The organism is Paenibacillus sp. FSL M7-0896 (assembly GCF_037975415.1).
Lineage (GTDB): Bacteria > Bacillota > Bacilli > Paenibacillales > Paenibacillaceae > Paenibacillus_AQ > Paenibacillus_AQ silagei.
Window position 1 is genome coordinate 6836448 of record NZ_CP150250.1, and the last position, 15375, is coordinate 6851822.

Annotated in this window: 13 protein-coding genes; 2 read left to right on the forward strand and 11 right to left on the reverse strand. The window is 57.3% G+C overall.

Annotated elements, in window-relative coordinates; genetic code table 11:
- Positions 1–110: 110 nt before the first annotated feature.
- A complete protein-coding gene (locus tag MKY12_RS29615) occupies positions 111–944 on the reverse strand; it encodes a M15 family metallopeptidase (protein ID WP_339251963.1) in 834 nt (277 codons plus the stop codon).
- Between the two features lie 228 nt (positions 945–1172).
- Between MKY12_RS29615 and MKY12_RS29620 the strand changes: the two genes are divergently transcribed.
- Positions 1173–1316, forward strand: a complete 144-nt coding sequence (locus MKY12_RS29620; RefSeq protein ID WP_339311906.1) for a hypothetical protein — start codon at positions 1173–1175, stop codon at positions 1314–1316.
- 22 nt (positions 1317–1338) lie between these two features.
- Here MKY12_RS29620 and MKY12_RS29625 read toward each other — a convergent pair whose 3' ends face one another.
- The 10 genes from MKY12_RS29625 to MKY12_RS29670 all read right to left on the reverse strand — a co-directional run bounded on the left by MKY12_RS29625 (position 1339) and on the right by MKY12_RS29670 (position 13534).
- Entirely contained in the window at positions 1339–3039 is a 1701-nt protein-coding gene (locus MKY12_RS29625; RefSeq protein WP_339311907.1) for a DEAD/DEAH box helicase, read from the reverse strand.
- 421 nt (positions 3040–3460) lie between these two features.
- Entirely contained in the window at positions 3461–5131 is a 1671-nt protein-coding gene (locus MKY12_RS29630; RefSeq protein ID WP_209868541.1) for an AarF/UbiB family protein, read from the reverse strand.
- Positions 5132–5479, reverse strand: coding sequence for an ATP synthase subunit B (locus MKY12_RS29635; RefSeq protein WP_036728281.1), 348 nt, complete (start codon positions 5477–5479; stop codon positions 5132–5134).
- A 115-nt stretch (positions 5480–5594) separates the two neighbouring features.
- Positions 5595–6227 carry a ThuA domain-containing protein gene (locus MKY12_RS29640; RefSeq protein WP_339251967.1) on the reverse strand — a complete coding sequence of 211 codons (633 nt, stop codon included), beginning with the start codon at positions 6225–6227 and terminating at the stop codon, positions 5595–5597.
- 61 nt (positions 6228–6288) lie between these two features.
- Positions 6289–7101, reverse strand: a complete 813-nt coding sequence (locus tag MKY12_RS29645; protein WP_339311908.1) for a uroporphyrinogen-III synthase — start codon at positions 7099–7101, stop codon at positions 6289–6291.
- A gap of 91 nt (positions 7102–7192) precedes the next feature.
- On the reverse strand, positions 7193–9247 hold the full coding sequence (locus MKY12_RS29650) for a methyl-accepting chemotaxis protein (protein WP_339311910.1): 2055 nt from the start codon (positions 9245–9247) through the stop codon (positions 7193–7195).
- 236 nt (positions 9248–9483) lie between these two features.
- On the reverse strand, positions 9484–9885 hold the full coding sequence (locus MKY12_RS29655; protein WP_036692190.1) for a transcriptional repressor: 402 nt from the start codon (positions 9883–9885) through the stop codon (positions 9484–9486).
- Positions 9886–9957: 72 nt separating this feature from the next.
- A complete protein-coding gene (locus tag MKY12_RS29660) occupies positions 9958–11073 on the reverse strand; it encodes a Ger(x)C family spore germination protein (protein WP_339311912.1) in 1116 nt (371 codons plus the stop codon).
- A complete protein-coding gene (locus MKY12_RS29665) occupies positions 11070–12167 on the reverse strand; it encodes a GerAB/ArcD/ProY family transporter (protein ID WP_339311913.1) in 1098 nt (365 codons plus the stop codon). Before MKY12_RS29665 ends, MKY12_RS29660 begins: the two co-directional genes overlap by 4 nt.
- Positions 12167–13534 carry a spore germination protein gene (locus MKY12_RS29670; RefSeq protein WP_339311915.1) on the reverse strand — a complete coding sequence of 456 codons (1368 nt, stop codon included), beginning with the start codon at positions 13532–13534 and terminating at the stop codon, positions 12167–12169. Before MKY12_RS29670 ends, MKY12_RS29665 begins: the two co-directional genes overlap by 1 nt.
- Before the next feature lie 155 nt (positions 13535–13689).
- On the opposite strand from MKY12_RS29670, the gene MKY12_RS29675 reads away from it, so the two are divergent.
- Complete coding sequence (locus MKY12_RS29675; protein WP_339311916.1) at positions 13690–15243, forward strand: FAD-dependent oxidoreductase; 1554 nt, start codon at positions 13690–13692, stop codon at positions 15241–15243.
- Positions 15244–15375: the final 132 nt, after the last annotated feature.

Below are 15375 nucleotides of genomic sequence, written 5' to 3' on the forward strand. Positions count from 1 at the left end.
GTACACGCTTCATTGTGGCGATACAGCCAACTGGCGAACAAACCACCTCCCGCCCGCCCAGACACACAAACGGCCCCGCAAATCGCGGGACCGCCTGATCATTGTGTAGGTTAATTCGACACCGGGACGGCGTCGTAATATTCTTCGAGTGTGATCCCTCTTTCGGCTATGGAAGCTGCAATCTCCTTGCCTACATACCGGACATGCCAAGGCTCATACTTGTACCCGGTAATCGCCTCCTTGCCTTCAAGGAACCGGATAATATAGCCGTATTCAGCGGCATGGGCGGCAAGCCACTCCGCTTCCTTTGTTCCTGCAAAGCAGCTCTCCGCCGCACACTTGCCGTCTCTGCCGGACAGGTCAATGGCCAGCCCCGTCTGATGCTCGCTGTGTCCCGGCATGGCGCTGTAAGTCCGGGCCTTCTCTTCGCCGTCTCTGGCGACATAGTTATCGAACAGCCGTCTCTGGGTCGATTCCGAACGGTAGCCGGATACACCGGCCAGATAGACCCCGTCCGCCTTCGCCCCCGCGAACATCTCCTCCAGCGCCGCAGCCGCTTCACGCCGCAGCATCCGCTTCTCAATCTTCTCCGAGAAGATAAAAGGTACGTCCGGGTAGACCAGATCGGCAGGCTTATACTGATCAGGCAGGCTGTACTGCTTATTAACCATAACCGTGATGCTCTCCGGCTCGGCTACCACCATCTGCGCAGCATTGTTCCCGGATGTGCCATTGCCTGAACCGCCAGGAGCTGGCTGATCCGTAGACCCCGGCACTGCCGAAGCATCAGGAGCTGCATCCGGCCCCTCGGCTCCCAGGTCTGTGCCTGTGCTTATATTGGTTCCGTTCTCCGGAGAAGCGGACGGGGCAGTATATTTCCCGATTCCCCAGCCGACCGCAATGACGGCGATAAGTAGAATGATAATTTTAGCGGTTTTGGACATGCTGTGAATCCTCCTAAACGTTGTGTACCCCTGCACTGCTGTATTCGGCAGAACCCCGCCTGATCCAAAGTGCAGGTTACATTCTTTATCTCTCTATTTATACTTGTACCCGAATGTTACGGCAGTATCTATTAGACAGGCCTGATAGCCAAAAGGTTTCAGTAAATAAATATTACCATAGAGTCATTGGCTGTTACGCCAACGGCCCTATGGTAACAAGGATTAGCTATGCATGTAAAGCGCCTTTATCTGGAGGAGCTGCGCCCGCCGCGCGATGAACTTCCGCCGCTGCTGCGTCCGCCCGAGCTGAAGCCGCCCTTACCGCCCTTGGAGCCGCCGCGTGAGCCGCCTTTGGGAGCGGAGGCGTTATAGCCGCCCGCATCGTTGCTGCGCGCTACATGCGCCCGGAATTTCGGGCTCGACTTCGCGCCGCCGGGATTATACCCGGCACCCGAGCCGGCACCCTTCGAAGCGCCGTAGCTGAAGCCGCCCGCATCTGCACCCCGGGATACGTTGGTGCTGTAGCCGCTGCTCGGCCCGCCCTGGGAGGCGTTGCCTCTGGAGGCCCCGCCCCGCGCAGCGCCGCCCTTGCCGCCGCGCCCGGCTGCGGCACCCGCACCTGCACCCGCAGCATAGCCGCTGGCTGGTGCGCTGTCGACGCCGCTGGCGAAGGCGCCGTAGCCGCCGCCAGGTCTCGGCTTCTTCGCCGCGCCTTGCCCGGCGGAGTCCCCCTTCGGCGCCGCAGCTGCGCTGTACGCGCTGCGCTTGCCGCCTCCGGCCGCGTCCTTCCGGCTGCGGCCGCCGCCTTCCGCAGGCGCGCCCCAGCCGCCTGCGTCTTTGCCGCCGCGTCCGCGCCCGCCCGGACGCCCTGCGGCTTCGCCGCGCGGCGCACCGCCGCTGCGGCCCTGCCCGCGGCCGCCACGGCCGGCGCGCGCCGCTTCAGGCGCCGCGTCTGCCGCCCGCGCGGCGAGCCGCCGCCTTGCACCGAGGTGAATTCGCCTACGCCGAATTCATCCTTCTCGTACCGGCGGCGGTCCAGCCGCTGGGAGATGCAGTGCTCGATCAGTTCGAGCCCGGCGCGCTCACGCGGCGAAGCGAACGTGATCGCGAGGCCCTTGCCTCCGGCGCGGCCGGTGCGGCCGATCCGGTGAATATAGCTGTCCGCATCCAGCGGAAGATCATAGTTGAAGATATGGGTGACCCCTTCAACATCCAGACCCCGTGCCGCCACATCCGTAGCCACCAGCAACTGGAGCTTGGCGTCACGGAACCGCTTCATGACGGCTTCGCGCTTGCCCTGCGACAGATCGCCGTGCAGCTCGTCACAGTCATACCCGGCCGCCTGCAGCGCCTCGTTCAGCTTGATGGCCCGGCGCTTCGTCCGGCAGAAGATGATCGCCAGGTAAGGACGGTCGCGCTCGATCAGGGAGATCAGCGCCTCCTCCTTGTTGCGGTCCGAGCATTCCACCACCTGCTGGCGGATATTATCCAGAGGGATCGGCGAACCGCTCTTGATAATGACATCCAGCGGCTCCTTCATATAGTTCGCTGCCAGCCGTTTGATCGGGTCCGGCATCGTCGCGGAGAACAGCATCGTCTGGCGGCGGTAAGGCACAGCCGTAATGATCGTCTCCACATCCTCCAGGAAGCCCATATGCAGCATCTGGTCCGCTTCATCCAGCACCAGCATCTTCACGCCGCTAAGGTCCAGGGTCTCCCGGCGGAGGTGATCCAGCAGCCGTCCCGGTGTACCGATGATCAGATGTCTGCCGCCTTCCAGCTTGCGCAGCTGCTTCTCCACATCCTGACCGCCGTAGACCGCCAGAATCTTCACACCCGTATGACGGGCCAGCTTGCGTGCCTCTTCGGTAATCTGCAGCGCCAGCTCACGCGTCGGTGCCAGAATCAGCGCCTGCGGATAAGCGGCCTCCACCCGGATCTTGTCCATAATCGGGAGCAGAAAAGCCAGCGTCTTCCCCGTTCCCGTCTTCGCACGTGCGATCACATCCAGACCCTGCACCAGTGGCGGAATCGCCTCTTCCTGCACCGGCGTCGGCTTCACGATGCCCTGCCCCTTGAGCAGATCAATCAGCACTTCAGATACTCCTAAATCTTTAAAACCCGGCAATTGCTCCACCTCACTAATTTTCTAAATTTTCAGTTCATCATGTCAGTCCATAACTTATATTCATCCATGTAACGGAGTAATGTACGCAAGGTAAGCAGAGGGGATCTCACCCTCAGGCCCTGTATAAGGACGGTACCGTTTCACATTCTTATCATATTAAATAAAAGCGGAAGCACCCCGTCACCGGAGCCCTTCCGTCCCATGGGCCCGCAAGGCAGCGGTCGAACGTTCGGTTATACGGCGCAGCAGCGATCCACCGGACGTTCAGACGGCACTCCATTTGCGTTCCATTACACTTTAATTGTGGCAAGTTATCTTAATATTGTACTTGATTTTGCAACCTTTGTATGCATTCGGCGAAGAATAATTATTTATCCGTCTCTTCCGGCTAGAATCTGCCCGATTTGAAGATAGAGAATAGCAGCCACAGAATCATCAGCAGCGCGATGACCGAGCCGATCTCCACAATCGGGAAGTCCCAGAGCAGCGACGGCTCGCCGCGCAGGGAGGAGGCAACAATCAGTCCGGCCATGATGATGCTGAAGGCCAACAGCACGATACTGAAGGAGAGGCGGTTGCCGATCCGGCTGAACTTATGCTCGAGGTCCTGCAGCTCGGGGACCCCGATCTCCACCTTCAGCTTCCCCTTGCTGATCAGCGAGGAGAGCTGCCGGGCCTGAGCGGGAAGCTCAACCAGACTCTCGGCAAGATCAGCTACCCCGCCCAGCAGCTTGCGCTGCAGACGGCTTCCGCTGAAGCGCTGCTTGATCAGCCGCCTGCCGAACGGCTCGGCCATCTGCATAATGCTGAAGGCCGGGTCCAGGCTGGCGACCATGCCCTCCAGGGTCAGCATCGTCTTGCCCAGCAGCGCCAGATCCGGCGGAATGACCAGCCGGTGCTTGCGGGCAATGCTGAACAGATCATTCAGCGCCTTGCCGATGCTGACCTGCTTGAACGGGATATCATAATACTGCTCGCGCAGCCGGTCCATATCCTCGTGCAGTGCCATCCGGTCGGCCTCCTCCGGGATCACTCCCAGGCGCAGAATGGCCCGTACCATTGAGTCCGTATTCTTGCGCATGAGTGCAATCACCAGCGCGGACAGGCCATCCTTCATCTCCTCGCTAAGCCGCCCGACCATTCCGAAGTCGATCAGGGCCAGCTTTCCGTCCTCCAGCACCATGACATTCCCGGGATGCGGGTCGGCATGAAAGAAGCCATGAATAAAAATCTGGTTCAGCATCATCTCCACGAGCTGCTGGGCAATCGTCTTAAGCTTCATGCCCGAGCCCAGTAGCTCGTCCTTGCGGTTCAGCGTAATCCCTTCCATGTACTCCATAGTCAGAACCCTTGTGGAGCTGAAATCCCAGTAGATGGCCGGAATATAGATGTTATCTTGAGCAGACAGCTGCCCGGCTATACGCTCGGCATTGCGCCCTTCCTGGGCATAATCCAGCTCCGCCAGCAGCGCCCGGGAGAATTCCTCGACCATCCGGGCTAATCCGTATTGCCTGGCCCAGTCCATCTTGCGCTCGGCGAGCAGGCTTAGATCCGATAGAATCTCAAGATCCCTGCCCATCGTCCGCATGACGCCTGGACGTTGTATTTTGACCGCAACACTCTGTCCGCCATGCAGCACAGCGCGGTGCACCTGGCCGATGGAGGCGGCAGCGAGCGGATTGTTCTCGAAGTATTCGAAGACCGCATCAATAGGCTGGTCCAGCTCCTGCTCCAGAATATTGCGGGCCGTCTCGGCTGAGAACGGCGGCACATTGTCCTGTAGCTTGACCAGCTCCTGAATAATCGCATCAGGCAGCAGATCGGAGCGCGTACTGGCAAGCTGGCCCAATTTGACGAAGGTCGGCCCCAGCTCCTCCAGCACCCTGCGGACCCGCTCAGCGAGGGTCACACTTTCATGAACCTCCTGTGTGATGATCCGGCGGGGAAGCGACAGAAGATGGTAGAGGCCCAGTTCCTCCACCATATAGCCGAAGCCATGACGCATAAGCGCCATGGCGATTGCCCGGTAACGTCCGGCATGCCTTATGCGGACAGCCATTTATTCCGTACGCTGTTCCGGCACGGTGGTCTCCTGGGGTGACTTGCCCTCAAGCTCGGCAACACGGCCCTCAAGCTGGGCAATGCGCGACTCCAGCCTGGTGATATCCTCCTGCACAGGTACCTTAAGCTCCTTCAGCACCCGCTGAACCTGCTCCTGCACGGCAGACTTGAACACACCCCGTTCTTCATCTCCGCGCTCTACCAGCCGTTCCACCAGCGCCTTGGATTCCGATGGGGCCAGCTCGCCCCGCTTTACCAGCTCGTCAACGACCTTCTCAACCTTCTCCTTGCTGACAATGGTGAGGCCTACGCCTAATGAGATAGCTTTCTTCAACAGATCACTCATGGTACTTCCCTCCCAAAGATTGCAGTTATGGATAAAGTATACCCCTTCGCCCGCCATTTCACAAAATAACCCCACAAAGTGGGGCTAAGCTTCGATATTGCCGATTATTTGCTGATTATCTGGGGATACGCGCCGCCCAGGTGGCTGCCCGCAGAATCAGCTGACGAACAGCCGGATGCCGGAACGACGGCTCATGATGGCCGGGCATCAGATAGACCACCCGTCCCAGGCCATAGCTGTGGCACCAGGCCGCAGGCAGCATCTCCCCGTCCGCTTCGTATTCGAGCAGAATCTGCTTCTCGGTGAACGGATCGAACTCGAACCGGTATGGCTCTTCATCGAGCTGGAAGTCTTCGATGCCTTCGGTAATATCATGCTCCTGCACCTTGAACTGAAGCGGAGTATAAGCCGGATGGCCGGTGAATCTGGCACCGATCAGCTGAGCCAGCTCATAACGCTTCGCCAGGGATACCCCGGTGTGCAGGACAATCAGACCGCCTCCTCCGCTGACATAGCTCAGCAGACCTGCCGTTTGCTGCGGAGATACGGTTTCATTCCACAATTCATTATATGCGATGCACAGATCATATCCGGACAAATGCTCGCTTAGCATCAGCTTCTTGTTCTCCGAGCATTGTACCGTCAGAAGCTCATGCAGAATTTCACTGACCTGCTTGTCCACACCTTGCAACGGGTGAAACCGGGGGTGTGTGTAATCGCCTAACAACAGGCATTTTCTCTTGTCCATAGGTCTCCTCCTCCATATCTCTCTGTATTTGTAGTAGTAAATGTAATTGAACGGCCCGCTGCTACCGGTTAGCCGCAATATAGCGGCCCAGGGTAACGAACATGCTGCCCATCCGCTCGTGCTCCGGCATGACAATCCGCTTCACGCCTTCTTCCTTCAGAGCCTCCGAGGTCATACGGCCGACAGATACCGCCAGCACCCTCTCTTCAAAAGCCTGCACCAACGCCGCAAGCTGCCCCTGCTCCCGCGCATGCTGTGCCAGGAAGCGGAATTGCGGCGCACTTGTGAACGCCACTGCATCCACCTGTCCTTCGGTGATCTCTGTGAGCAGCTGCTCCAGCGCTCCAGGCTCCGGCTGAGTATACCGGTAAGGCTGCACACAGCTTACGGCTGCGCCCGCCTGCTCCAGCCAACCGATCAGCTGCGGGGCAGTCTCCCCATGCAGCTGAAGCATGACCCGCTTGCCCTGCAGATCATAGTCCTGCAGGCCGCGAATCAGTCCGGCAGAGCTGCCGTCATCGTCACGCACGACCGGCTCAAGTCCCCGTTTCTTCAGGGCATTCACTGTCTTATAACCACGGGCAGCAACAGGTGAGCCAGAGAGAACCTCCAGGAAGCGGTCCGCAAGCGCCAGCTTCGCAGCCGTCTCGAACAATGCGTCCAGCCCCATACCGGTAGTCAGAATAGCCAGATCCGGCGGCTGCTCTGTCCAGGCAATCAGCCCCTCACGCAGGGCGGCATCATCCAGAAAGGTTGTCCCTTGAGCGGGACGGTGCAGCGCGGTTCCTCCCATATTCTCTACCAGCTTGGCCATGTCTTCCGCTTTACGCGGACCGGCCAGGGCTACGGTAATGCCCTTTAATTGCTCTGCCATGAACGCTTCTCCCCTTCATCACCCCGTATTGTTGCTTACCAGTATACTTGCAAAGTGAGGTAAAAGAAAAGACCAGACCGCATATTCGGCCTCATGAATTCTGCTGATCCCCAGGGAGGTTCTCCCCCGGCTTGACCGCTTCCGGCGCGGCAGGAGCCTGGTTTCCCGGGTACAGCTTGAAGCGTCCGACCAGCTGCTGCAATTCATCGGCTTGCCGGCTCAGGTCGGCTGAGGAAGAGGCGATCTCTTCCACCGAGGCAAGCTGCTGCTGGGCTGCTGCCGAGATCGTCTCGGTACTGCCTGCCGCAGCCTCGGTAATGCCGCGGATCTCGTTAATAGCTTGATCCAGACTATCTGCTTCTGCAGTCAGGGTCTGAACGCCTTCGTTCATTCCGCCTATAGTCTCCGCGGCCCCCTTAATCGCCCTGCGGATACGCGAGAACGAACGTCCCGTTGTATCCACAGCCATAATGCCGTCCATCACCTTAGTCTTCGCATCCTCCATGCTTGCCGTAGCCCGGAGCATCTCTGAATGGATAGAGGCAACCTGCTCGGAGATTAGGCTTGCTGACTTTCCGGATTCTTCCGCAAGCTTGCGGACCTCCGAGGCTACCACAGCGAACCCGCGGCCCTGTTCACCGGCTCTGGCCGCTTCTATGGACGCATTCAGCGCCAGCAGGTTCGTCTGCCGCGAGATTCCCGAGATCACACCGGTGATCCCCTGGATCTGCCCGACCCGCTCACTCAGCTGATCGATGACCTTGCCCATCTCCTCCACAGTCTCATGAATGCCGTTGATTTTGTCGACTACGCTGATGACCGAATCATTGCCCTCCGAAGCCGACAGCGAGGTCTTGTCCATCATTACCGATACCTGCTGCATGAACTCCGAGATATGGGCTACCTCGGTTGTGGTGGCAGCCGTGCTTGCCATTCCTTTATGTACACTGCCCACCTGCTGCTGCGTGCCGGCTGCCACCTCCTGGATGGCCACTGTCACATGCTCTATAGCCTTGGTCGTCTGCTCTGCCCCCGCGCTCAGCTGCTCCGCAGAGAAAGAGACATTATCCGTCATGGTCTGCACCCCGATAATCATCTGCCGCAGACTCTCCACCATCAGGCGGAAATTCCCGGCCAGCAGACCGATCTCATCCCCCCGGAATTCCCCGATATCCTGCGACAGGTCGCCGCCGGCAATCCGCTCGGTTGCCTTGCGCAGGCGGATCAGCGGCTTCAGAATCGACGCAATGTTGAAATAGATCAGCACCAGCGCCAGCAGCACGGATACAGAGATGACCAGCCAGACCGTCTCACGGATGTCGCTGGTTGCCTGCGTGATCTCATTCAAGCTGATGGTGCCTCCGATTCGCCAGCCCGTCAGCTCATTCACCATGAAGGTCATCTTCTTGGGTGCATCCTTATATACATAATCGAAGCTTCCGCTCTCACTCCCGAACATCTGCTTCACGAACTCAAGCGAGGATTCCGCACCAATCGCTTCTGTGGGATGAACCAGGAATTTCTTGCTGCTGTCGATAATCAGAATATAGCCCTCCTGACCGACCTTGGTATCCGTCATACCGGCAAGGGAGGACAGATTCAGATCAAGACTGACTACGCCGTCCCCGCCTGCGAGCACCGCCGATACCGCAATGGCGCTCTCCCCGTTCACCGTCTGAAATACCGGTGAGATCACAGTGCCGCTGCCCTTCTTAAGCGCATTGATATATGTATTCTCCTTGCGCGGATCATAGCCTTCAGGCAGCTCCAGCTCTGCCGCTCGGATGCTCTTGCCTTTGCTGGTTCCGGCATAAATATCAAGCACATCCGGATGCAGCGCGGCATACTCCCGCAATCTGTTCTCCAGTGCAGGCGCCGCCAGTCCGGCCGCCTCGTTATTAATGGAATCTGCCGGAAGCTGTCCGGCGAAATAGAGAATATCATCTATTTTCGACTGAATATTGGAACTTATGATCTGGTTCACTGCAACTACACTTTCCTGGGCATTATTGGTAAGCTGCTCTCCTATGTTGCTGCTGGCCGATTGATAGGTTAACCAGCCTATAATGATGCTCGGTACCAGCAGGACAAGCAGATAGGTAGTAATCAGCTTCGTACGGATGTTCAGACGCACCTTTTTATTCATATGATGGACTCACTCTCTCTTTCATTCTTCCTGGGTCTTAAGAAGGATCATAGCGGCAGGCTTTATATATAATTAAATATCAGCCCCCGAAACCCTCTTTTTTCCGGCAATTAATGATAATTTCCCTATATTTATTGATAATTTTTATAGGAGCATAGCAAAAAGACCGTTTCCATGAAAACGGTCTTTTGTTATATTCCGTTACTAAGCGAGCCAGCATACCCCATACAAACGTCCTAGTTCTGGCGTGAATTCCTGCTCTGGCAGGCCGGGCAGATACCTCCGAATACCACATGCGTATGAGTGATCGAATAGCCTGTATCTGCTGCCACCGAGTCGCTCCACTCCTGCGGGACCTGGCTCATCACTTCATCCACGGCACCGCAGATTTCACAGACAATATGCTGGTGGTCGTCCAGGCGCGCATCATACCGGCTGGCCGCCTCGCCCAGCTTCAGCTCGCGGATCATCTGCTTATCTGTAAGGTAGCGCAGGGAATTGTAGACCGTTCCATAAGCGAGGTTATGGCCCTGCTCAACCAGCCGGTTCATGACTTCCGCAGCGGTAGGGTGATCATGGGAATTGCGGACGATATCATACACGGCTTGACGCTGAGAGGTCAGGTTCAGGGTTCTCATCTTTATCATCCTCTAATTTGTTTTTAGATCAAGTATAAGTCCTGATGCCGGAAGCGTCAATCCGCCGCGGCTCTATTTGATCATTCCCGAGTATTTAATGTCCACCTTGGCCGTGACCTGAAATTGCAGCCGGGGATACAGACGCTCCCAGTCAGCCATCTCCGTATCATTATTCCAGTGCCGCGCGCCATAATGCAGCCCCCAGCCCAGCGGGTCCATGCCGCTGCCTTGTATTTTGACCAGCAGTGCGGTTACAGCATGTTCCAGTTCCGCTGCACCGGCCTCCCCAATCTCCTTCAGCATATGGTGGGTGACGGTCTCCGCCGTGCTGCTCTCCTCCAGGATCGCCCGGATTTTAATGGTATAGCGGAGATAGGGATCTTCATCTGCGGGAGTGACAATCTGGTAGCTTGAAGAGGAACTCTCCGTATAGTACTGATACATACCGCCGCCTATATGGGCGGGGAAGTTCGTCCGCAGATTGGAGCGGGACAGCAGGTTGAACAGCCGGGTCTCGTCCGGGGAGAGGACCAGCTTGATTTTTCTTTTATCCAGCAGAGCGATCTTGTCAATCAGGAACTGGTCCTTCTTCTGCGCTTCAATAACCGGCAATATGGGGTCTATCCCATTCTCATAAATACTCCGCATCAGCTGATAGGAATACACACTGGAGATGAAGGGCGACTCGGTGCCTTGCCCACTCATTGCCAGAATCAGCGAGTTGGACGGAATGCGCTCTGACGGCGGCTTAACCTGAAGCACCTCCAACGCCCCCGGCCTGCCCACGGCGAAATTAAGAATCAGCTGGATGTCTCTGCGCCGGACTGCCCAGTCCGTTACATGCCGGATATCGTCCGCGGCAAGCCCTTCCCCCAGAATTACCGATTTGCAGTGCACATAGTCGAGCTCCTTCTCCACCTTGGACTTCATTCTGCGCAGTGCTTCAGAGATACTATCCGATTCTTCGGTCAGGATCTGCATCTTCTCGTCAATCTTCGTGACATCCCCTTGCGGAATCGCCAGCTTCAGACTAACCTTGAACGTTCCTTCCTTCCGGCCGGGATCAATGCCAATAGCAACCACAAATATTCTCCGGTCAATATCCTTGAAATTACAGCCTGTAAGGGCCAGGGTCATGGTTGCGGACAGCAGCATCACCAGCAGAGTCCCGATTACTCCCGCTCTCACGCTCTTCGCCTCCTTACCATCCAGTAGCACCCGAATAACAGCAGGATCAGCAGCAGCTCCCCGTACCAGCGGATATGCAGCAGGAATACCCCGAGCATATTAAGGTCGTACTGATCTATGCGCATCAGGAGCAGGGTGCCCGCTGCAAAAACCGCCAGAATGACGATCTCCTGCCACTGTCTGGTCTTAGGTCTGCCGGGGGCGGAGGGGAGCTGGCTGAGGAGCAGCTCTTTGCCGACATGCCACTGGATAATGGCACTGACCAGCGCCAGCGTGCTGTAAGCAAAATAAAAGAGATAGAGCATACGCTCAATCAAAAACGACTCAATCCGGATGCTGTCCGCTGTGGTGAACCAGGTGTACACATGCCGCTCGACACCGACGGTTCCGTGATATCCGATGGGCACATAAAACGTGATGGCCAGCACGAGCAGCCCCTCCAGACTCAGAATCCAGATATGCTTCAGCTTCAAGCCATGAAATACCCGGTTGAAGACCGCCATATTTATGTAGCCGCTGAACGTGAAGGTCGCCGCCGCAATGCTGTTCCAGTCTGGAGGATGCAGGGCATGTGTCATGATCTGCAGCACAGCGTCCCAGCTAAAGTCCGGGTTCACCACTGCTTTGACTGTCGTGTACAGAATTAAGGGCAGGGTGATAGCCAGCGTAATTTCCAGTCCATAGAGCAGGGACAGCGAGTCTATTCTGGCACAGAGGCAGGTCAATACCAGGAACCCGAGCAAGACTGCCATCGGGCTGGTGTCCGGACTGATGAACCGGAGGGTAATGTCCACAAAGGACAGAAGAATCAGCGCCCCGGCCAGATACCAGAGAACCGCATATACAACAATTAGCGGGGAGACCAGCAGCCTCGGCATCACTGAACCGAAGATCTCCGGCAGTCCCTTCCCCGGAAATTTACGGATGACTCTGGTGAACAGGTAGATGAACAGGGTGCCCGTAACCACCGCAACCAGGATGGAGGACTGCGCACCGTCGAAGCGGGCATCCATCAGCTCCCGTGGGGTGAAGTTAATGATATTGATCAGGGAGTTCATGAGAAACAGACAGTAGAAATAGCGGCTGTTTGCCATTAGGAGCCCCCGCTTTTCTTCTTCAGTGACGCTCCCAGCGCATCAAGGGCGAACATCTTGAAATACGGCTGGCCGAAGCTGCGCTGGCTGCATAAGTATAGCGTGAAGCCCACCAGGCAGATAACGACACCGACAAGCCCGAGCACAGCTGCGGCAATGACAAAGAAATACTTCAGCACACGGATGGAGAAGCTCATCATATTCAGCGGAACCAGGAAATTGGATATCGCCACCACGGAGACGAGAATAATCATAATGTTGCCGATTAGCCCCGCCGCTGTAGCAGCCTGCCCCAGGATCAGACCGCCGACCGTGGTCGCTGTAGGACCGATGGCTCTGGGCAGACGCAAGCTGGCCTCCGTCAGGAACTCCATCATAATCATCATCAGAATCACCTCGACAAAAGAAGGATAAGGTACCGTAGCGCGGCTTCCCCCGATCAGCAGGGCGATCTGCACCCGCACAATCTCCGGATTGTATGAGGTGAAGGCAATGTACAAGGCCGGCAGCCATAACGTCATGGCCACGCCCAGAATGCGCAGCAGCTTCAGGAAGCGGCCGACGAAGGGCAGATGGATTTTGTCATCCATGGCGGTGAAGAAATCATTGAATATGGACGGAAGCACAATCGCATACCCGGTCGTATCCAGCAGGACCGCCACCTTGCCCTCTACCAGATTGAATACCACCCGGTCGGGGCGCTCGGTTACTATGGTCTTGGGAAAAATGCGCAGCTTGTCGCTGCTGATATATTTCTCCAGTTCACCGGCAGCCTGCAGAATGTCGAGCTTCAGCGAGTCCAGCTTCTCTTTTAACTCCGCCAGCACCTGGTGATTCACCCGGCTCTCGTCGTAGAGGATCGCCACCTTGGTCTTGGACACATTGCCGATAACGGTAAATTCCATCTTGAGCGCAGAGGACAGATACCGCCGCCGGACCAGATTGAGGTTCACCGCCAGACTCTCCCCCAGCGCATCGGATGGACCTTGGCTGATACTCTCCGTAATCGTCTCCTTGATACTGCTGGCCTCCGCCCGGAGGACATCGAAGCAGCAGAGCTTGCCCTCCCGCCCAATACAGGCATAGCCGCTGAGCAGAAGATCCAGAGCACGCTGCCCGTCTGTCACCTCTTCACTGCCGGGGTAATCGGCCACATAGCTGTAGTAGGCTGCGGGATGGCCCATCTCGTAGAACGGAGCAATAATATTGCGGCTGATGGCCTGTCCGTCTGTCACGCTTTTGATATAGAGTAGGCTGACCTGTCCCGCCGGAATCGTCAAGACCTTGTCTTCAAGGTCGCCGAACCCGCTTAGCTGGCTTCTGATCCATTCGAGCAGAACCGCCTGTGTATGCTGTTGTTCCGACATAGGTCTCTGCCCCTCTCCGCCCGCTGCTCCGTGAATTTCTTCTTAGGTTGGCACTTTCTGGCGGTTTTCATGCACCTGCCGGGGGAGCGGGGCGTTTCTTTTCACGGAAGAGTGGTAATAAATGAAATGGATCATCACTTAGGAGGGACTAGACTATGAGCACACAGGAACCCCGTCCGCAAGGTCTTCCGCAATTTCCGGAATCATTATGGATAGACAGTACAGGCCTGCCGTCTTTTCCGGTGCTTGCGGAAGATCATGTCACAGACGTAGCTATTGTAGGGGCAGGAATTACCGGGATTACTACCGCTTATCTGCTGTCCAAGGCCGGATATAAGGTCACACTGCTTGAAGCCGGACAGATTCTCGGCGGGGCCACCGGCTATACCAGCGCCAAAATCTCCGCCCAGCACGGCATGATCTATCATGATCTGCTGAAGCATTTCGGCGAAGAGCAGGCCCGGATGTATTATCAGTCGAACAGCGAGGCCATGGAATGGATGATTGCCACAGCGGAGGAGCTGGACCTGTCCTGCGGGATGAAGCGGGAGGCGGCCTACCTGTATGCGGATCAAGGTGACGAGAAGACGCTGAAGGCGCTGAATAAGGAATTCGAGGCTTACGGCAAGCTGGGACTGCCCGGAGAGTGGCTGGATCAGGTCCCCCTGCCGCTGGGTGCAGGCGGGGCTATCAGGATGCCGGATCAGGCCCGTTTTCACCCGTTGGAGTACCTGAAGGGACTGCTGCAGGCGGTTCTGGACAGGGGCGGCGCCGTATTTGAGCATACGATGATCGGAGAGAAGGTTGATACGGACGGACAGATAACCCTGCATACCGAGGGAGAGAAGCTCCAGATCCGCTGCCGCCATGCCGTGTCGGCTTCCCACTTCCCCTTCTATGACGGCGGCTCCCTCTACTTCTCACGGCTGCATGCCGAACGCTCCTACTGTCTGGCGTTCGAGCCGGAGACGGATTATGAGGGCGGCATGTATCTGAGTGCCGGTGAACCGGCCCGTTCGCTGCGGGCAGTGGAATGGGGAGACCGGAAGCTGGTCATCGCCGGCGGGGAGAACCACAAGACGGGTCAAGGCATTTGTACGTTCGGCCATTATGAGAATCTGGAGCGGTTCGCCGGGGAGCTGCTGGGCATCCGCAGTATTCCGTTCCGCTGGTCCACCCAGGACCTGATCACGCTGGACCGGGTGCCCTATATCGGCAAGCGCGCCGAGGACGAGGAGATCTATATCGCCACCGGCTTCGGAAAATGGGGCATGACGAACGGAACCGTGGCTGCCCGCCTGATCGCAGACGGCATTCTGGGAAGCAGCAACCCGTACACCGGGTTATATGATCCCTCACGCTTCAAGGCCGTTCCAGCCATCAAGAACTTCATCGTGCAGAACTTCTCGGTCGCCAAGGAGCTGGTGGCCGGCAAAGTGGAGATTGTACACACCAAGACGAAGGATCTGGAGCCGGATCAGGGTGCTGTCGTCTTCCATGACGGCAAACGCGTAGGTGCCTACCGCGACCCTGAGGGCCAATTGCATCTTGTGGACAGAACCTGTACCCACATGGGCTGTGAATGCGAATGGAATAATGCCGAACGCTCCTGGGATTGCCCGTGTCACGGCTCCCGCTTCTCCTACGAAGGCGATGTGCTCGAAGGTCCGGCGACCCTGCCGCTTAAGACAATTACGCCGGAAGACTAAAGCGGGATGACCAGGCGCTGCGGGGCATTAGCGGCACAGGCGGCACAAGTGGTACCGGGGGCCTGGCGGTCTGCAATGCCGGAGGTGCGGCTCCGGCGTGATTGTGCCCGGCCGCTCAGGTATAATAGACAG